The sequence below is a fragment of the Halpernia frigidisoli genome (genome assembly GCF_900113805.1).
GTDB lineage: Bacteria > Bacteroidota > Bacteroidia > Flavobacteriales > Weeksellaceae > Halpernia > Halpernia frigidisoli.
Genome location: NZ_FOQT01000004.1, coordinates 323,942 through 343,086 on the forward strand (window position 1 = coordinate 323,942; position 19,145 = coordinate 343,086).

General features: G+C 32.6%; 17 protein-coding genes. 9 read left to right on the forward strand and 8 right to left on the reverse strand.

Annotated elements, in window-relative coordinates:
• The first annotated feature begins 115 nt into the window (after positions 1–115).
• The 9 genes from BM238_RS11825 to serS all read left to right on the forward strand — a co-directional run bounded on the left by BM238_RS11825 (position 116) and on the right by serS (position 8,752).
• Complete coding sequence (locus tag BM238_RS11825) at positions 116–1,066, forward strand: MlaD family protein (RefSeq protein WP_090081255.1); 951 nt, start codon at positions 116–118, stop codon at positions 1,064–1,066.
• A gap of 14 nt (positions 1,067–1,080) precedes the next feature.
• Complete coding sequence (locus tag BM238_RS11830) at positions 1,081–2,409, forward strand: 4Fe-4S dicluster domain-containing protein (protein ID WP_090081257.1); 1,329 nt, start codon at positions 1,081–1,083, stop codon at positions 2,407–2,409.
• Positions 2,410–2,438: 29 nt separating this feature from the next.
• A complete protein-coding gene (locus BM238_RS11835; protein WP_090081260.1) occupies positions 2,439–2,897 on the forward strand; it encodes a GNAT family N-acetyltransferase in 459 nt (152 codons plus the stop codon).
• 24 nt (positions 2,898–2,921) lie between these two features.
• Positions 2,922–3,707 (forward strand): (Fe-S)-binding protein, encoded by a 786-nt coding sequence (locus tag BM238_RS11840; protein WP_090081262.1) that lies wholly within the window; start codon positions 2,922–2,924, stop codon positions 3,705–3,707.
• Positions 3,708–3,872: 165 nt separating this feature from the next.
• Entirely contained in the window at positions 3,873–4,364 is a 492-nt protein-coding gene (locus BM238_RS11845; RefSeq protein ID WP_090081265.1) for a hypothetical protein, read from the forward strand.
• Between the two features lie 72 nt (positions 4,365–4,436).
• Positions 4,437–5,570, forward strand: coding sequence for a glycosyltransferase (locus BM238_RS11850; protein WP_090081267.1), 1,134 nt, complete (start codon positions 4,437–4,439; stop codon positions 5,568–5,570).
• A complete protein-coding gene (locus BM238_RS11855) occupies positions 5,571–6,818 on the forward strand; it encodes an oligosaccharide flippase family protein (RefSeq protein ID WP_090081270.1) in 1,248 nt (415 codons plus the stop codon).
• 16 nt (positions 6,819–6,834) lie between these two features.
• On the forward strand, positions 6,835–7,431 hold the full coding sequence (locus BM238_RS11860) for a hypothetical protein (RefSeq protein ID WP_090081274.1): 597 nt from the start codon (positions 6,835–6,837) through the stop codon (positions 7,429–7,431).
• Positions 7,432–7,483: 52 nt separating this feature from the next.
• Positions 7,484–8,752, forward strand: coding sequence for a serine--tRNA ligase (gene serS / locus BM238_RS11865; RefSeq protein WP_090081275.1), 1,269 nt, complete (start codon positions 7,484–7,486; stop codon positions 8,750–8,752).
• Positions 8,753–8,804: 52 nt separating this feature from the next.
• Here serS and BM238_RS11870 read toward each other — a convergent pair whose 3' ends face one another.
• From BM238_RS11870 to ccoG, 8 genes are all read right to left on the reverse strand, one after another.
• Positions 8,805–9,521: a glycosyltransferase family 2 protein gene (locus BM238_RS11870; RefSeq protein ID WP_090081278.1), complete on the reverse strand. Its 717-nt coding sequence runs from the start codon at positions 9,519–9,521 to the stop codon at positions 8,805–8,807.
• Positions 9,521–11,797, reverse strand: coding sequence for a hypothetical protein (locus BM238_RS11875; protein WP_090081280.1), 2,277 nt, complete (start codon positions 11,795–11,797; stop codon positions 9,521–9,523). The genes BM238_RS11870 and BM238_RS11875 overlap by 1 nt, the downstream gene beginning before the upstream one ends.
• Positions 11,797–14,109 carry a YfhO family protein gene (locus tag BM238_RS11880; RefSeq protein WP_090081283.1) on the reverse strand — a complete coding sequence of 771 codons (2,313 nt, stop codon included), beginning with the start codon at positions 14,107–14,109 and terminating at the stop codon, positions 11,797–11,799. Before BM238_RS11880 ends, BM238_RS11875 begins: the two co-directional genes overlap by 1 nt.
• Positions 14,110–14,193: 84 nt before the next feature.
• Positions 14,194–15,270: a hypothetical protein gene (locus tag BM238_RS11885; protein WP_090081285.1), complete on the reverse strand. Its 1,077-nt coding sequence runs from the start codon at positions 15,268–15,270 to the stop codon at positions 14,194–14,196.
• An 11-nt stretch (positions 15,271–15,281) separates the two neighbouring features.
• The gene (locus BM238_RS11890) at positions 15,282–15,758 is read right to left on the reverse strand and encodes a T9SS type A sorting domain-containing protein (RefSeq protein ID WP_090081286.1); all 477 of its coding nucleotides are present in this window, start codon (positions 15,756–15,758) and stop codon (positions 15,282–15,284) included.
• Between the two features lie 711 nt (positions 15,759–16,469).
• Positions 16,470–17,204, reverse strand: a complete 735-nt coding sequence (locus BM238_RS11895) for a sulfite exporter TauE/SafE family protein (protein ID WP_090081289.1) — start codon at positions 17,202–17,204, stop codon at positions 16,470–16,472.
• Complete coding sequence (locus BM238_RS11900) at positions 17,195–17,650, reverse strand: FixH family protein (RefSeq protein ID WP_090081291.1); 456 nt, start codon at positions 17,648–17,650, stop codon at positions 17,195–17,197. Before BM238_RS11900 ends, BM238_RS11895 begins: the two co-directional genes overlap by 10 nt.
• Positions 17,651–17,655: 5 nt before the next feature.
• On the reverse strand, positions 17,656–19,107 hold the full coding sequence (gene ccoG, locus BM238_RS11905; RefSeq protein ID WP_090081294.1) for a cytochrome c oxidase accessory protein CcoG: 1,452 nt from the start codon (positions 19,105–19,107) through the stop codon (positions 17,656–17,658).
• Between the last annotated feature and the right edge of the window lie 38 nt (positions 19,108–19,145).

Sequence of the window (19,145 nt, forward strand, 5' to 3'; positions counted from 1 at the left end):
TTTTAAAAATAAAAAAAAGCGACTTTTTAAAAGTCGCTTTTTTTGTGCATCAATCATACTAATTTTGAATTGAATTAGTGAAATTATACTATATTTGTTAATTCAAAAAAAATAAATGAAATTTTCAAAAGAACTTAAAGCAGGCCTTATCGCCTTACTAGCTATAATTGGCTTCGTTATACTTTTCCAGTTTATGAAAGGTAAAAATCTGTTTTCTACCAATGATACTTATTATGTAAAATACGGCAACGTAGAAGGGTTAGCAAAATCTAATCCTGTGTCCATTAATGGTTTAAAAGTAGGGCAGGTAGATGATATTATGCCGATTACTTTGCCTGACGGTAAAATTTATTTCGTCGTTAAATTAAGCATGGATGATGGATTTAGATTTTCAAAGAAATCTGTTGTGGAAATTTTTGAACCAAGTTTAATGGGTGGCAAAGAATTACGTATTAATCTGGCTTACGGTGAACCTGTTGCAAAGGATGGTGATACTTTATCCGGGAATTTTAAACTTTCTATGCTCAACAGTCTGTCATCACAGATCGGCCCGGTAAAAGATCAACTTCAGACGGTATTAAAAAGTGTAGATTCTGTTGCAAACAGTACTAATCAATTGCTAAACGCGCAAAACAGAGAAGAAATAAAAACATTGCTGCGAAATCTTAATAGGACAGTTTTGTCCTTTGAAAGTACTTCTAAATCTACTAATGCGCTTCTGGCGGATAATAATCCAAAATTAGGTAAGGTTTTAGATAACGCAAATTTGGCGACAGTTGGTGCCAAAAGTACTATTGACAAATTTGGAAATATTGCCCAAAATGTAGATGTTAATAAGTTGAACAATACTATTGATAAACTTAGTGTAACTGCAGATAAATTGAATGGTGTAATTTCAGGTATACAAAATGGTGAAGGTTCTTTGGGTAAATTGACCAAAGATGAAGAACTTTACAACAATCTTAAAAAAACATCCGCGAATTTAAATACTTTAGTTGAAGATGTGAAAGCTAATCCAAAACGCTACATTAATTTTTCAGTTTTTGGTAAAAATAATAAAGATTAAAACCATAATCAGATATGGAATATATTGTTAATATTATTTTCTTTATTGCAATAGTAATTGGTTTCGGATTATTTGCTAAAAGCTTACGCGAAATTTACCGTAATATAAAATTAGGAAAGGCAATAAACAGAAGTGATAGACCTGCTGAACGATGGGCTGTGATGGGAAAAATCGCTTTGGGGCAAACCAGAATGGTGAAAAGACCAATTGCAGGAATTCTTCATGTGATAGTTTATGTCGGTTTTATCATAATTAATCTTGAGCTCTTAGAAATTATTATTGATGGTCTCTTCGGAACACATCGTTTCTTAGCTGAAATTTTAGGTCAAAATATTTATGGTTTTTTAACCGCAACTTTAGAGATTTTCGCGGTTCTAGTACTTGTAGCTGTTGTTTTATTCTTTGTTAGAAGAAATTTCTATAGTATCAAAAGATTTCAGATGAAAGAGCTGTTCGGGTGGCCGAAAGAAGATGCAAACTGGATTTTAATAATTGAATTTGCTTTGATGGTAGCTTTTTTAACCATGAATACCTCTGATTTGGTTTTGCAACAAAAAGGAGCATTTCCAGCGCATGGAAATTTTCCATTCAGTTCGAATTTTTTAGCGCCGCTATTTACAGGTTTTAGTGTAAATTCTTTAGAGATCATTGAAAGATCTGCCTGGTGGTTTCATATTCTTGGTATTTTATTTTTTATGAATTACCTCTATTATTCTAAACATTTACATATAATTTTAGCCTTTCCAAATACATGGTATGCGAAATTGCAGCCGACTGGTGAACTGGATAATTTAGCTTCTGTGACAAAGGAAATTAAATTAATGATGGACCCTAATGCAGATCCATACGCAGCTCAACCGGATGTTGATCCCAACGCAATCCCTGAGAAATTTGGGGCAAGTGATATCTTTGATTTAAATCAGGTACAGCTTCTAAATGCTTATACCTGCACAGAATGTGGACGATGCACCTCTGTTTGTCCGGCAAATATTACAGGAAAAAAATTATCTCCGCGGAAAATAATGATGGATACGCGTGACAGACTTGAAGAAGTTGGAAAAAACATCAATAAGAATGGAAAATTCGTTGATGATGGTAAAAAGTTACTAAATGATCATATTTTACCGGAAGAAATCTGGGCTTGTACAACATGCAATGCTTGTACGGAAGCCTGTCCTATTTTAATTGACCCTCTTTCTATAATCGTTGAAATGCGTCGGTTTTTAGTAATGGAACAATCTGCTGCACCGAAAGAGTTAAATGCAATGATGACTAATGTTGAAAATAATGCTGCGCCTTGGCAGTTCAATCAGGCAGATCGCTTGAACTGGGCAAAAGAGTAGTCTAATTTAGATTTTTAAGATAAAGTTAGATGGCAGAGATTATTTCATTTCAGCAAAAATATGCAGACGATTTTAAAAAGTTAAATATCATTTGGTTACAGAAGTTTTTTGTAGTTGAAGATTATGATAATGAAGTTTTATCAAATCCGCAAAAGTATATTTTAGATAAAGGTGGAAATATTTATTTTGCTGTTGAAAATGAGAAAGCCATTGGAACATTCGCATTAATGTATAATGATTACGGCGAGTTGGAATTTACGAAAATGGCAGTTTTAGAGGCTGAAAAAGGAAAAGGCTTCGGAAATTTATTAATGCAGCATTGTATTGAGGAAGCAAAAAAAATGAACTGCGAAAATTTATTTCTATATTCAAATACGAAATTAGAACCTGCAAACAACCTTTATAAAAAGTTTGGCTTTACAGAAATTCCCGTAGAAAAATCAGAATACGCAAGATGTAATATTAAAATGATAAAACATTTAAAATAATAATTAAAAATCTATCATTTAAAAATGGATTTCAATATAAAAACAATGGCAGAATATGCCGCGGAAGGAAAATCACCTGAAGTTCTATTTTTTGTAGGCTGTATGGGAAGTTTTGATGACAGGGCAAAAAAAATTACAAAAGCTTTTTGTAAAATTTTACATAAAGCAGAAATAGAATTTGCGGTTTTAGGACAAGAAGAGAGTTGCAACGGCGATCCCGCAAAACGCGCCGGAAACGAGTTTGTTTTTCAAATGATGGCTTTTACCAACATAGAAATCCTGAACAGCTACGGCGTAAAAAAAATTGTGACAGCTTGTCCTCACTGTTTTAATATTCTCAAAAATGAATATCCACAATTAGGTGGAAATTATGAAGTTTTGCACCACACGCAATTTTTAAGCAAACTTATTGAGGATGGAAGATTAAAAATTGAAGGCGGAACATTTAAAGGAAGAAGAATCACATTTCACGATCCTTGTTATTTAGGACGTGGAAACGGTGAATATGAAGCGCCGAGATTACTTCTGGAAAAACTGGATGCTGAACTTGTAGAAATGAAACGCTGCAAAAGTAACGGTCTTTGCTGCGGTGCCGGCGGTGCGCAAATGTTTAAAGAACCGGAAAAAGGTGATAAAGATATCAATATTGAAAGAACGGAGGAAGCGCTGGCGGAAAATCCAAAAATTATTGCGACCGGTTGTCCTTTTTGTAATACGATGATGACAGATGGTGTAAAACATTTTAATAAGAATACCGAGGTAGAAGTTCGCGATATTGTTGAACTTTTAGCCGAAGCAGAAGATCTTTAATGAAAAAAAATGCACCGTATATTTTGATGATTTCGGGGGTTATTTTATTTATTTTAAGTCTTTGGTCCGCACATTTTATCCTGTCTGAAATTAATTATTATAACGCTGCAGCGAGTGTATTAATAGTTTTATTAGGTTTTGTTGAATTAAATAAGAAAAAGAAAAATGAAAATTGATGAGTCAACAATTGTAGAAACGAATGACTATCGCGTCATCGTTTATCCTGCATCCAGACCTTTTTCTGCACGAGAAAGTAAAGTTATCACAGAGAAGATCTATGATTTTTTGGCTTCCTGGGCAGCGCATGGCAAACCACTTTCTTCATCATTTAAGATTGAAAAAAATCAGTTTATAATAGTTTGTGTTGATGAAGAAAAAGAAGCGGCTTCCGGCTGTTCCATTGATGCTTTAGGAACAGTAATCCGAAAGCTTGATCAGGAATTTCAGCTTGGTTTATTTGACAGAATGAAGGCAAGTTTCGTCGAAAATGGTGAAGTAAAAACTTTAAAATTGCAGGATTTTCGTAAAGGTTTAAAAGAAGGAGAAATTTCTGAAAATATTGAAGTTTTTGATTTTTCTAAAGATTCTTACATCAGTTTTTTAAGTGATTTCTTATTACCTTTAAAAAGAAGTTGGGCTAATATATACTTGCCATAATGCAATAATATTTAAATTTGAAGCTGTTTTTATTTAAAGTAAATTAAAATTTATGTTTAAAAATTTCCGTTTTTGAAATATAAAATTCTTTTTATATCATCCTGGTTTCCGAATAAGCTAGAACCAACCAACGGAAATTTTGTGCAAAAGCACGCTGAAGCTGTGGCACTTTACAATGACGTGGAAATCCTGCATGCTGTTGGAGATTTTTATCAGAAAGAAAAATTTTTGATCGACGATAAAACGGTTAATGGATTGCGCACGCTTATCGTTTACTACAAAAATACACACAATCCACTTCTTAACTTTGCGCGTAGAATGTCAGCGTATAAAAGGGGTTTTGGCAAACTCCAAAAGCCTGATCTTGTTCACGCAAATGTTTTACATAATTCAATGCTTTTCGCGATTTATTTAAAGAAAAAGCACAAAATATCTTTCATAGTTTCTGAACACTGGTCGGCTTTTCGTAAGGAAGCCTATTATAAAACTCCAACAAATATTAAATATTTTGCCAGAAAGATTGCAAATGAAGCGGCCATTATTTCACCGGTAAGTAATGATTTAAAGAAGGGACTTCAGCATTTGGGCATAGATGCAACGTATAAAGTTGTTCCTAATACGGTTGATACCAGTTTGTTTTACCCAAAGAGTTCAGATAATCCGGTTTTTACTTTTTTACATATTTCTAATCTTGTACCTTTAAAAAATGCTGATAAAATTCTTTTGGCAGCTTTAAAACTTTTTGAAAATGGCTATAAATTTAAGATCAAGATCGGTGGTGACGGGACAGATGTTCAGCTTTCAACCCTAAAAAAAATAGCTGAATCTTCAAATTTTTCTCAAAATATTGAAATTTTTGGTTTGCAGAAGTCTTGTGAAGTTGCTGAAAAAATGAGAAATGCAGATTGTTTTATTCTTTTTAGTGATAATGAAAATCAACCTTGTGTTATTCCGGAAGCTTTTGCAAGCGGTATTTCGGTCATTTCTACTAGTGTTGGCGGAATTTCTGAATTTTTTCCTAAAGGATTTGGAATTTTACTCGATGAGCCTAAACAAAAACTTTTGCAAAATGCTATGGTGGAAATTATGAACAAAAAGACAGATAATGCTCAAAAAGAAATTATGGTTGATTATGTTAAAAATAATTTTTCTCTGGAAAAGATTGGCGTCAGTTTTAGTGAACTTTACAGTCAAATTTTAAAATAATTGAAAAGTTTACAACAGTTCATTAAAGATTTTTTTACCAATGAAGGGCATCACGTTTTTTTATCTCTTTTAATTGCAAAAATTTGCGGTTTTCTAGGCTCACTTTTTATCATTCACCTCTTATCGGAAAGTGATTTCGGACGCGTAAGTATTGTAAGCTCTGTTTTTTTTATTTTTTTAGCATTCAGTGGTTTTGGAAGTCAGCAAATTTTATTAAGATATGGTTCTGTAGCGCAAGATTTAGAAGAGAAAAACGCGCTTTCAAGTTATCTTTTTAGAAAAGGTTTTTTTTACCAGCTTTTGCTCAGTGTGCTTTTTTTTATTGTAAGTGTTTTCTACATCACCCGTTACGAAGATATTTTTTTTATTTTTTTGCTATTTAATATTCGTCTGATCGGTTCATATTTTTTAATTCATATTCAATGTGAGTTTCGTATTTCCGGAAAGAATAAAGATTTTGCAACAGTTAGTAATGCCGTGAATATTCTAGGTCTTATTTTGCTTTTTGTTTTATCTAAATATTTTGGACTAAATGGTTATTTGTTTGCCATCGCATTTACGCCATTTGTTTCTCTTTTTTGGTTAAAAAAATCACCTAAATCAATTACATTAAAATCATTTCGGTTTAAAAAAAAAGAACTCTGGAATTTTGGAATTTTAGCAGGCGGTAGCGCACTTTTATCGGATATGCTTTTCTCTGCGGATGTCTTGTTGCTAAGTTTTTTAATGACGGAAACAGCAGTTGCCAATTATAAAGTAGCAATTTTAATTCCGTCAAACATCACTTTTTTGGCGGCGACATTTATGCAGACCGATTATTCTCTTTTAGCAAAAAATAGTAAAAATAAAAGCTTTTTAAAAAATTATATTTTAAATTTCTATAAAATATTTGTGCCTGTTTCTGCCGTCATTTTTTTGGTGGGTTTTATATTTAAAACAAAAATCATTAGCTTTTTTTTTAGTGAGAAATATTCCGGAAACGAAATGGTATTTGCTGTTTTACTTGCTGGTTTTTCGCTGAATATGCTTTTACGAAATCTTTATGGAACGCTGATTTCCGCGGTTGGTTTGATGAAATTTAATACATTTATCTCACTTCTGAATATTATTTTTCTGGTGATTTTTGCTTTTATATTTGTAAATAAACTTGGGATTTTAGGAATGGCGGTAAGTTTGTCCTTAAGTATGTTTCTCAGCGGTATTTTATTTCTGATTTCGTTTCATCTTTATTGGAAAACTTTAAAATAAAATTATCTTTGCATCAATGAAATCATTTTTTACAAGATTTTCGACTAAACCATCTATTATATTTGGGAAATACTGTTTTAAGAAAGATAACAGTAGAAATTTTTATTTAAAAAATGCAATATCTATTGCTCTGATCTGTTCTTTATTATTTGTTTCCTGTCGTGGCAATGAAGAGGATTTGCAACAGGTTGACCAGATCATCAACTTATATTACAAAGATGTTTCTGGCAAAGATTTGCTGAACACAGAACTTCCGGGAACTTTCACATCGGTAAGATTTTTAGATTTAAATGGAGCTACTGATCAAGTGCCGATCAATTCGTTTTCCCTTAAAAAGACGGTTGATAATATTAATTATATAGATTATGATTCCGGCGCTGTTCGAGTTTTGAAGGATTCTTTAAACCCACAAAATAAAACTTACCAGTCCGATTTTATTATTAGTTTAACCAGAAATATAGATGCTACAACGACTTCCACAATTCAGGATACCGTTAAAATAGAATATTCCTGGACGCCAACTTTATTTCAAATCTCTAAATTTTATTACAGTAAAAATTTAGTTTTTACTAAAGTTCAAGGGCAGCCTAATAATATCACGATCATTAAATAATACCACGTTGCAGGAAAATCTTACATTATTCTGCTAAAAATAAAATTCAGTTATGTTACAAGTCAGTTATTTAAAGGAAAATAAAGAAGCCGTTTTAGAAGGGTTAAAAAAGCGAAATTTTAAAAATCCCGAACTTGTTGATCATGCAATAAATGAAGATCAAAAGCGAAAAAGTGTGCAGTCGAATTTGGATGAAAATCTGTCGGAAATGAACAAAATTTCCAAAGAGATCGGTATTTTAATGAAAGATGGTAAAAAAGACGAAGCTGAAAGAGCAAAATCTAAAACAGCTGATTTTAAGGAAAAAATCCAGGTTTATCAGCAGGAACTTAAAGATTCTGAACAAAATTTATTAAATATTTTATACCAAATTCCAAATATTCCTTATGAAAAAGTAAAAGCCGGAAGCTCTGAAACTGATAATGAAATTATTTTTCAGTCGCAGGAAGTAGAAGCTTTGGGTGAAGGAGCTATTCCACATTGGGAACTAGCAAAACAATACAATATTATCGATTTTGAACTGGGTGTAAAAATCGCCGGCGCAGGTTTTCCCGTTTATTTGGGAAAAGGCGCGAGATTGCAACGAAGTTTGGTTCAATATTTTTTAGATAAAAACACGGACGCAGGTTACTTAGAAGTAAATCCGCCGCACGTTGTGAACGAAGCGTCTGGATATGGAACCGGACAATTGCCTGATAAAGAGGGACAAATGTATTTTATTGGTGAAGATCAATTGTATTTAATTCCAACTGCGGAAGTTCCGGTTACAAATATTTATCGCGATGTGATCGTTGATGAAAAAGACCTTCCAATTATGATGACCGCATTTTCCCAATGTTACAGACGTGAAGCGGGCAGTTACGGCGCTCATGTTCGTGGTTTGAATAGATTGCATCAATTTGAAAAAGTAGAAATCGTACGTTTAGAAAAACCTGAAAATTCTTACGAATCTTTAGAAGGTATGGTAAAACACGTGCAAAGTATTTTGGAAGATCTGGAATTACCCTACAGAATACTTCGTCTTTGCGGCGGCGATACTGGTTTTGCAGCGGCAATGACTTATGACTTCGAAGTTTGGAGCGCAGCACAGGAAAAATGGCTGGAAGTTTCTTCAGTTTCAAATTTTGAAACTTTTCAGGCAAACCGTCTAAAATGCCGTTACAAAAGTGAAGGCAAGACCCAATTGGTTCATACTTTAAACGGTTCTGCTATGGCTTTGCCACGAATTATGGCAGCCTTGTTAGAGAATAATCAAACTGAAAATGGGATTAGAATTCCTGCGAAAATTGCGGCTTATACAAAATTTGATTTTTTAAATTAAATCAATATTTCAAATAAACTGAAAATGACCGCAGTTCTAGTGTGGTCATTTTTTATTTAATATCTTTTATAAAAAGGTAATTAAAACTTTCCTTTAAAATTCCAAAACCATATTCTAAAGAATTTTTAAAGCTGATACTGCTGGATTCTTCCGAATAAATCGTCGGGCAGGAAATCTCGCCAATTGAAAATTTATTTTTTATAATTGCCAGTAAAAATTGGTTGTCAAAGATAAAATTGTTGCTAAATTTTTGATAATTAATTTCTTTCAAGACATCAATAGAATAAGCTCGAAAGCCGGTATGGTATTCTGAAAGTTTAGAATTGGTAACTAAATTTTGAAGTAAAGTCAAAGTTCTGTTGGCGATATATTTGTAAATGGGCATTCCGTTTTTAACCGCGCCGGAAGTGATAATTCTGGAAGCAATAACTACAACATAAATCTTTGTGCGAAGCATTTCGGCAATTGGTCTGCACAATTCCGGAGTATATTGTCCGTCGCCATGAACCATTATGACATATTTAAAAGCAGAATTTTTCGCGAAATCATATAGAGATTTTTGATTTGCGCCATAACCTAAATTTTGTTCGTGTTCTAAAATATTAATTTTAGGAAAAGATTTTTTTATCAATTTTAAGCCGTTATCTGTCGAGTAATCATCGCAAATAACAATGTTTTCAAAGCCTTGATTTAAAATTTTTTCAATGACTTCTAAAACTGTTTTTTCGCCGTTGTAAAGAGGAATTACAATTAGAAATTCGCTGTACATTATTGTAATTTTTGTAGTTCTGAAATGGTTTTTGCCATTTCCTGCTGTTTGTTTTGAGCGCGGTAATTTTCAATCAGAAAATTTAATGTCCTCTTGGATAATTCTTTCTTTTTTGGATCATCATCCGACATCATTTTGTTGATTTTTACGACTTTTAAAAATAATTTTTCTGACTCATTTAGTTTGGATAAAGGAAGTTTTCCCGCAAAGACAAACTTCTGAACGATCAAGGCATAATTTTCCACATAATCGCGATTTTTAGGATCATTTTTGTAGGCTTTTTCGGTATAAAAAAAAGACTTTTGCTGATCTTCTTTCATATTATAAGCCGTTCCCAAAAGAAAATCTGCGTAAGAATTTTTTGCATCTGTTTTTTCGGCTAAAAGAAGATATTTCAGCGCTTCGTCTAAATTATTGAAATCCTGACCATAAATTTTTCCTAAACTTGAATATGATAGACTTTTAAAGGTATTTAGGTCATTCAAATATTGCAAAGGTTTATAAGTGTCTGTGATTTTATAGGCGGCTTCTGCGGTTTTTAAATATTGAAGTCTTTCATTTGCAGTAAAAGATTCTTCGTCACCAAGCATTTTATTTGTTCTCGCCAGATTAAACCAAACCAAACCATACATCGGATAAATATCTAAGGCTTCCTTGTAATATGGAAGTGAAGATTTCAGCAGTTCAATATTTTCAAACTTTTCATCTGATGTTAATTCGCGCTGTTCTTCTTTTGCAAGTACTAATTTATTAATTACTTTTTCTAAAACAATTTCCCCATAATCTGACTTTACTTTTGCGCTGTTTTTTGAAATTTTAATGTCGTGGGAAAATAAAGTAAAATTGTCTCTCCAATCGAAATTTCTTTTAAAAGTAATTCCAATAAAAAATGAGGATAAAATAAAAACAGCAACTAAAATAATTTTAATGCCAAATTTATCCTTTAAAAAAACGATCAAACTTGAAAACGCAATGATAATTCCCAAAGATGGCATAAACATAAAACGCTCGCCCATATTTGTTCCGATCGGGAAGAACAGATTTGAAACGATTGAAAATGTGATGAAGTAAAATAAAATGCCATAACTGTAAATCCGTTTTTTTCTAAAACCAAGAATGGCGAAAATTATTAAACCAAAAATGGCGAAAAGTCCGAACAAAACACCAATATCTGAAAATGATTTCAGTTCAATTTGCCGTGGATAATAATCGTAGGTTAACGGTGTAGGAAGAATTAATAATTTTAAATATTTTCCATAAGTATAAATATTGGTCGCCAGTTCATTTTCATAAGGCATTTTCTGAATACTTTCTAAAGATGGATTTTGAAGAACTTTTACGTCAGAATTTTCCAAAAGTGTTTTAAATTCTGCGTTTTCATTCATTATTAAAAATGGATTGTTCATTAAATCCATATTCTGGGCAGTTTTTAAGTTTAAATTTCCTGTGGCATTAATTCTTAAACCTAAATAAACAGCGAATGGAATTAATAAAATTCCAAAAATTAAAACTATTTTCGACAGTTTTAGATTGCTGAAAAACCAAATCGTAAGCGGAATAATTGCGATAAACATTATCGAATTTTCTTTTGCTAAAAAACCTAAAAAAAGAAACCCTGAACCGATAAAAATTTCAAGAATTTTTTTCGACGATTCTCTAGTAAATGCCTTAAAAAAATAAGTCGCAGAAAGCAGAGAAAAGAGAAGTGATAAAATCTCATCACTTCCTTTCACATTTGCTACGGCTTCGGTATGAAGCGGATGAACCGTAAAAATAAGCGCGGCTAAAAATGCCAAAAGATATCTTTCCTTCTGGAATTCAAAAATTAAAATCAGAAATTTATATAAGATAAAACACAGTAATGCATATAAAATAATATTTAAAATGTGCATTAAGTTCGGAAAAGTAGTGCGTTCGCTTAAGTCGTTTAATAGATTTCCTTTCTTATCTTTTTGTATTTTTCCAGTTAAAATATTGACGTTTGGTCTAGCGAAGATTTCCGAAAAAACAGCGTAAATCATCGGTGTAAGCGGTCGCCATCTTCCGCCGGAAACGGCGTTGGTATTATTTCCCGAACTTCCGTACATGAAATCGTGGGTGAAAATATCAGGAATGCCGGAAATCCCGCGCTGTACCAATTGGTTTTTATGAATGACAACAACATCGTCAACTGCCCATTTATTGGGAATCGTATTCGCATAAATAATTCCAGCAAGAACAGCAATGAAAATTCCTGTTCGTTTAGTGTTGCTAATAAAATCCAATAATTTATTCATTATTTTATTTGTCGAAGATTATTTCTTTTATGAAAGAAGATTAAAATTATAAGCAGGAAAGCAGAAATTAAAGAAATAGAGATTCCCGATTTTTTGTAAGACGGGGAAAATTTAAACTCAATTTTGTGGTTTCCTTTTTCTAAAAACAAGAAAGTGAGTCCACCAAATGCTTTTTTTAAAATCACTGGTTTTCCGTTGTCTTTTGCTTCCCAACCTTTATCAAAAGGCATCGACAAAAATAAGAATTGATTTTTTGGTAAATTTATATTTCCTGAAAAATTGTTGTCTGAAAACTTCGACAGGTTTAAATAGTTTTCTTTTCGGTTTTCTAAATCTTCATTAAACTTTGTTTGCTTATGATCGTAAACGTAATTTTTAAACTGATTCAAATCTTCATTATCAACAATCAAAGTTTTCAAAGAAAATTCTTCTTTTTGATTTTTTGTTAAATTTTTAAACTCATTGATTCCCAGCACAGAATCGAAACAGACGCCAAACGGTAAGAATTTGGAATCTTTTAAGGTTTTAAAAATACCGTTGTCATCAACTTCAGAAAAGCCCAAAGGTTGAAGATAATCGCCTTTATTTTTTGCTGAAAGAAAATATTTGACGGAACAAAGTTTCATTAAAATTGGTGAATCTTCAATGCCTTTTACAAATCTGGATTCAATCTCATTATTGGGTTTTATAACATCAAATAATTTTAAAAAATTGATATAATTATTATTGTTAAAAGAGTTGTAAGCCGCAGAAGAATTATAATTTTGAATTTTCGCCTCATTGTAAGAAGCGTAAACCGAAACTCCGGAATAAAAATCTTTTTCCAAACGAAAAAACGAAGGATCATTTTTATTTATTTCTGAAATGGTTTTAAAAGAAGAATCTTTGTAGCCTTTATTTTCTATGTCATTAAAATTGCAAATTTCCCTTTTGGAAAGAATTTGTGAGGAAGACAGAAGCAATTCAATTCCTAAAAAAATGATCAAAATAATTCCGAAATTTTTTGTTGAAAATTTGTCTTTAAAAAGAAAAGCTAACACGTAAATTATAATAAAAAATATTGGTATTAGAAAAGAAGACTGGGTTTCGATTTTCAAATTTAAATAGCCTAATATCAAAATAAATATCATTAAAACACAAAAAATTAACAAAGGTTTTAAAGAAAATTTATTTTGCGAAAGAATTTTAGAGAAAATAAAAGAGGAAATTAATATTAAAATCAAGGCAAAAAATGAGTTTAAAATTCGATAATAATCGCCGGAATTTATCCAAATTAACTGTCTTAAAACCGGAAAAATAAAAATTAAGACCATTCCCAAAATTGCATAGAGCGAAATGATTTTTGCTTTTTTATTCAAAATAGAAATCTGAGAAAGCAGAATTAACGTGAAAATACTGCAATATAAAAATGGCGCTTCAAAGTAATTTCTGTATTCTGTGAAATGATTAACGTCTCCCAAAATATTAGGTGAAAATATTCTGTAAACGAAGGACAGGAATTCGCCTTTTGAAACCAAGATGTCTGATGATTTTTCAAAACTCGAAACACTTCCAGAACCTCTCGGACTTTGAAACATTAAATCAATACTGCTGAAAAGCATCCAACTGCTTAAACCTATTCCTAAAATTGTGTAAAGTACTGAATAAAGAAATTCTTTGTAAACTAATTTTAAAGAATTATTTTTTAGATAATTGATAATGAGGAAATAAACGCAGAAAATGATCAAAGAAAAATACAAATTAAGCGGATAACTCACGCCAATTAAAAAGAAAACCAGGCTTAACCAAAAATATTTTTTTTGACTAAACGCTTTTTCCAAAGCAAATAAGAGAATCGCAAAATGAAAAGCAACGGGCGAAAATAAGGTAACCGACCACGACGCGCTTAGCAGAAAATAACCCGAAAATGCCCACGCTAAACTCCCAAAGATCTTTGCATAGAAATACAAACGATGTTCATTTAAAAATAAAAACATGAAAAGTCCGGCGAGATAAATATAAACCAACGGTAAAATCAGCATCATCGTTTCAGGCGAGACAGAAGTGATTTTAAATAAAAACCAGGAAATTGGTTCGAAAGAATAGGGATAAAGATTTTCTCCCAAACCATTATGAAGAGACCAGCCGGGAAGAAATCCTTCTTTGGCAGCGAGCATTCTGTTGTAGAGCAAAGGATATTCGTTCACGTAAGAATCTGAGCCAAGATCTTTAAAAATAAAGTGAAGATCACCAAAGATAAATTCCCGGAAAATTAAAATTTCCAGAAATAACATTAAAAAAGTAAAGAATAAAAGTTGTTTAGATTTTACCATGAAAACTTAGAAAACACCTCAAATTTAAATAAAAAAACCGCACCTCAAATGTAAAATCAAGGTGCGGAAATTTATTTGAAAAATCTATTTTATTTTTACAATTTTAATGTAACTAACTTTAGAAGCAGCTAGATCGACACCTATAACTGTACTTCCAGATCCTGCGCGTACAAGGAAAAAATCATTTGCATTCATGTAAACCAGGCGCTGTAAAGTTCCTCTCTGTTTATGGGGTACCTGATTTACGGTTGAACCGTTTGCACCCACTCCGTAATAACTGGTTTCAACATTCCCCAAACCGTTAAAATCTAACATTGGATAAGAAAACATTACATTTCCTACTAACTGAATATCTACAAAGTATAAACCTGCTGTAGTTGCGGTAAATTTACTGATATTCGGATTCATCGTACCAGCCTGCTGAGTCTGTGCTACATTTGGATCTGTAACTGTAGTAAATGTGTTATTACCAGTAAGCGTAGCCGGCGACGTGTTGGAAGAAAACACAACACCCGATGGTAAATTGAGTGAACTTCCCACGGCGGTTGTTTGTGCTACTGTAATTGTTGCATAAACCTCATAACTTGCACCGCCGGAAGAAGAATTTCCCCAGGAAAGATTGGCGCCATCAGTTGTTAATACTTTTCCGGCGTTACTTGTTTGATCGGGTAGAGTTGTGCCGGTTGCAGGCGTTGTCCATTGTGCGTTGTAATTTGTACCGTCAGTTTTAGACAAAACCTGTCCTGTAGTTCCGCCTGTTGGTACACCGTTTTTTGCATTTAAAGCATAAGGAACGCTAAGTAATTGCTGTGTGCCGGCAATGTTGTAATTGGTTCCGCCTGCAGGATCTATTTCTGTTTTAATGAAATATTTGTCAGAAGCCCAGTCGATGGTAGAAAAAGTACCGCTTACAACTGTTCCTGCGCCTAATTGTGCATCTACAAGACCGTTTGCGTTGGTGGTTTTCGTCTGAGTTTCAGAGTAAACTACTGTTCCCGTCGTTGTTGTTTTTAGAACAGAAAATTTAATCCCGACAGATTGGTTTTTTACCACATCGTTTGTAGAATTTCTTACGATTGATTGGTAACTTACTAAGTTTGGCGTTTGTGCGAAGATAAATGTCGCTACAAATAACGCGGCGAGGGTAAAGATATTTTTCATTTTTATTTAAATTATTTCTTGATGATTTTATAAGTTTTTATAATTGTTCCGTTTTCTTTTACAGAAAATATGTATAAACCCGCCGGGTAAGAAGACATTTCTACAGAAGAATCTGCGCTTAATGTTTTTTTAGATTGAATTTTTGAACCTTTTGCGTCAAATAACTCATAACTATAATTTTGTAAGTTTTTGGCGTCAATTTTAAGATTCAGTTTGTCAGTAACCGGATTGGGAAAAACCGACATTTGAAGATTTATAAAATCATTTTCAATACCCAAAGTAGAGGTGATCTCAAAAGGAATCTGTGTCCCGGAAATTGTTGAACCTCCCGAGCCTGATTGCGGCTGGTAAAAAACATTGCCAAACGCATAACTTGCGCTTCCGCCGCTACCGGTGAGATTTCCACCCGCGGTAATTTCTGAAGTTTGTGCGTTGATGGCGCATATTCCCATAACTGGAAATAGTAGGAGTAAAATTTTCTTTTTCATAGTATAGATTATTATATATTTATTATAAAAGCCTCCAGGACTTTAGAAATCCTGAAGGCTTAATTTTCGTTATAAAATAGTTGTTAAAATCTGAAATATTTTTTTTTAAAAATTCTTTCAATATTTTATTTACTTTTTTCTAAAACTTAATTAAGATAATTTCATCATTTGTGTTTTACGAATTCTTAATTATGTTGCAAATTTGTACTTAAAATTTGTTAATTAGGCTATACCTTGGTATAGTTTTTCTGTAAAAAACAAAAAAAACTATCAATTAGATAGTTTTTAAGTGGTTATTAAATATTTCTTTATTAATAGACTAGCTTTTTGAAAAGTGCTTTCTTGTTTCTTAATTTAAAATATAACAGATCTTAATAGCTTGATATTTCATAGTAATTTTTGTAATAAAAAGTTTTCAGCAATCTGTATAATATTTCATCCTTCAGAAATTGTTGTTGAAATAGATTTCGTTTACTTAGTTTTTAAAATAATATTTTGCTCAAAAGTAATTTGATTAAAAATTTTAAAAACACTAAAAAGCTTTTCATGAACCTAATAATAGTAAATCCAAAGGAATAGGAAATTAATTAATTTGATGGATTTGAAGACAATCGCACTAGAGATTTATTAGATAAAATGAAAGTTAATATCTAATAATTTATGAATTATAAAATTGATTTTGATCTTTCAATTTTATTTATTACGGAAAGATTAATGGCACATTTCACCCATTTTCATCGGTGAATTTTTATCATGAACGTGAAGCGAACTCGCTGCGGGAGAAATGTAAGGAATATTTAATTCCAATCCTCGAAGGATGAATAATCCGCCTAAGATGATCATTACAAAAGGAATCACCTTTAAAACTTTAATTCTAAAAGCGGTTGTCATTAAATTACCTACCAAGACTATGGCAAACATAAAAGGCAAAGTTCCTAAACCAAAAAGTGCCATAAAACCTGCGCTTTGCAAAATTCCTCCTGCGGCCAAACTTGCCGTTAAAGCCATATAAACCATTCCGCAAGGTAAAAATCCATTTAGAATTCCTGTTGAGAATCTCGATCTGTAATCTGCTTTTTGTAATAATTTACCCAAATTCATCTTTACTTTGTATAAAAATTTAGATAAAAAAGGGATTTTTGAGGCGAAGTCTTTTCCGCCAAAAGAAAAAACAGCCATTGTAATTAATAATATACCAACTAAAATAGTGAGATAAGATTGAAAACCAGCAAGTTTAAAACTTTGCCCAACGATTCCTAAAACAGCGCCCAGAAAAGAATAAGTAGTGATTCTGCCGAATTGGTAAGTGAGATTTTGCAGGTAGTAATTGGTGGCCTGTTTTTTCGTTAAACCCATAGAAAGTGCAATTGGACCGCACATTCCGATACAGTGGAAACCGGAAGCAAATCCCAAAGCCAAAGCCGAAAACATCAAGGTTATTTCCATGATACATCGTAATCTACCTGATAATTTATTTTATCTTTTATCCATTTTAACTTCAAAGTGTAAGAGCCAACCGCTAAGATCTTCGCAGGAATTGTGAAAGAGTGAAAAGAGGAAAGTTCCAGATCTTTTTTTACATCAAGATTAGCATCGTTGGTACGAAAAAGCAAGTATTGCACTTTGTCATCATTTGGTTTTATATTCTCCGGAAAAGTAAGCGTTATGCCCTGTTTATCCTGAGAAAAAGAAGGTTTTGCAGCAAGTTTATCAGCATTATTTTTAGCGTTAATGACATCCTGATAAGCAAGCTCATCTTCATAATAATGATCTGAAACAACTTCTGCGTTTTGCTGCCCATGAGGAAAAATCAAGATCATTAAAGTAATAAAAATTACGAAAGACGCCAAAGCCAACGCGATACCGTGTCCCCAGTTAAATTTTTTGAACATAATTTTTAAAATTGAAGTTTAAAAGGACCTTCAAAATAAGTTTTAAAACTGTCTAAAAGTTTTCCATCCCTATCATAAACGCCAATGGTGATATTCTGCTTTGAAGCGGTAATATCTTTTAGAGGAAACGCAATATTAACAGAACCTTTCGTCATTTGATCTTTTTTGAGTAAGATTTTAGTGCTGTTACCTGAAGTTATAACGCCATTTACCGGTTCAATTATTTTGATGGAAACCAACTGGTCTTTATTTGCTTTATTTAAAAAAGTATAATTATAAATATTACTGATCTCACCGTCGCGTATAAAATAACTTGACCCGGAAGGTTTAATAAATTTCGCCTCCATATCGCCTCTGCTGTAAAGTAAAAACCCTAAAAATCCGACCAACAAAAGTAAAAGAACAGAGTAAGCCTTCATTCTACTGGAAAATTTAAAAGGAATTTCGTCTTCAATTTCCTGTTCAGTAGCGTATCGAATTAAACCGGGCGGAAGTCCAACTTTTACCATAACATCATCACACGCATCGATGCATGCAGTGCAATTTATACATTCCAATTGCTGCCCGTCGCGGATATCAATTCCTGTGGGACAAACCACAACACATTGGTGACAATCAATACAATCTCCTTTGCCTTCTGCTTTTCTGTCTTCACCTTTTCGGTAGCTGGCGCGGTTTTCACCTCTTTTGAAATCGTAATAGACATTAATAGTTTGTTTATCTATCAATACGCCCTGCAATCTGCCGTAAGGACAAACCATGGTGCAAACCTGTTCTCTGAACCAAGCAAAAACGAGATAAAATGCGGTCGTGAAAACAACCATTACCAAAAAATTTGTTGGATTTTCAATTGGGCCTTCCTGCATTATGCGGAAAACTTCTCTGTAACCAACAATATACATGAACATTAAATGGGAAATCACCAGCGAAATAACGATGTAGATGCTCCATTTAAGCGCACGTTTCATTATTTTTTCTGAATTCCACTCTTGCTTATCAAGTCTGATCTGTTTATTTCTGTCGCCTTCGATTAGGTATTCAATTTTACGGAACACCATTTCCATAAAAATTGTTTGCGGACAAACCCAACCACAGAAGATCCTGCCAAAAACGACCGTAAAAAGTATCACGAAAATCATTCCCGTGATAGTTCCTAATGCGAGAATGAAAAAATCCTGAACGTAGAAGGGTTGACCTAAAATGAAAAATTGACGGTCGAGAACATTAAATAAGAAAAAAGGATTTCCATTAATGGTGATAAATGGCACAGCAAAAAAAACTATGAGTAAAAAATAACCCACCAACATTCTATAGTTGGTAAATTTTCCGGAAGGTTTACGCGGGAAAACCCACTTTCTCTTCCCAGACTGTTCCATTGTACTTACTGAATCTCTAAAAGTTTCAGCATCTACAACCTGTCCCTGTCCGCCTCTGTATTGTTTTTCTGTTTCTGACATTTTTTTACCGTATTTATTATAAATATAAAAAATTCGGT

Excerpts from the sequence above, each read along its gene's own strand:
- BM238_RS11825 (WP_090081255.1), top strand. The coding sequence starts at position 116 with ATGAAATTTTCAAAAGAACTTAAAGCAGGCCTTATCGCCTTACTAGCT.
- BM238_RS11830 (WP_090081257.1), top strand. The coding sequence starts at position 1,081 with ATGGAATATATTGTTAATATTATTTTCTTTATTGCAATAGTAATTGGT.
- BM238_RS11835 (WP_090081260.1), top strand. The coding sequence starts at position 2,439 with ATGGCAGAGATTATTTCATTTCAGCAAAAATATGCAGACGATTTTAAA.
- BM238_RS11840 (WP_090081262.1), top strand. The coding sequence starts at position 2,922 with ATGGATTTCAATATAAAAACAATGGCAGAATATGCCGCGGAAGGAAAA.
- BM238_RS11845 (WP_090081265.1), top strand. The coding sequence starts at position 3,873 with ATGAAAATTGATGAGTCAACAATTGTAGAAACGAATGACTATCGCGTC.
- BM238_RS11860 (WP_090081274.1), top strand. The coding sequence starts at position 6,835 with ATGAAATCATTTTTTACAAGATTTTCGACTAAACCATCTATTATATTT.
- serS (WP_090081275.1), top strand. The coding sequence starts at position 7,484 with ATGTTACAAGTCAGTTATTTAAAGGAAAATAAAGAAGCCGTTTTAGAA.
- BM238_RS11870 (WP_090081278.1), bottom strand. The coding sequence starts at position 9,521 with ATGTACAGCGAATTTCTAATTGTAATTCCTCTTTACAACGGCGAAAAA.
- BM238_RS11875 (WP_090081280.1), bottom strand. The coding sequence starts at position 11,797 with ATGAATAAATTATTGGATTTTATTAGCAACACTAAACGAACAGGAATT.
- BM238_RS11880 (WP_090081283.1), bottom strand. The coding sequence starts at position 14,109 with ATGGTAAAATCTAAACAACTTTTATTCTTTACTTTTTTAATGTTATTT.
- BM238_RS11885 (WP_090081285.1), bottom strand. The coding sequence starts at position 15,270 with ATGAAAAATATCTTTACCCTCGCCGCGTTATTTGTAGCGACATTTATC.
- BM238_RS11890 (WP_090081286.1), bottom strand. The coding sequence starts at position 15,758 with ATGAAAAAGAAAATTTTACTCCTACTATTTCCAGTTATGGGAATATGC.
- BM238_RS11895 (WP_090081289.1), bottom strand. The coding sequence starts at position 17,204 with ATGGAAATAACCTTGATGTTTTCGGCTTTGGCTTTGGGATTTGCTTCC.
- BM238_RS11900 (WP_090081291.1), bottom strand. The coding sequence starts at position 17,650 with ATGTTCAAAAAATTTAACTGGGGACACGGTATCGCGTTGGCTTTGGCG.
- ccoG (WP_090081294.1), bottom strand. The coding sequence starts at position 19,107 with ATGTCAGAAACAGAAAAACAATACAGAGGCGGACAGGGACAGGTTGTA.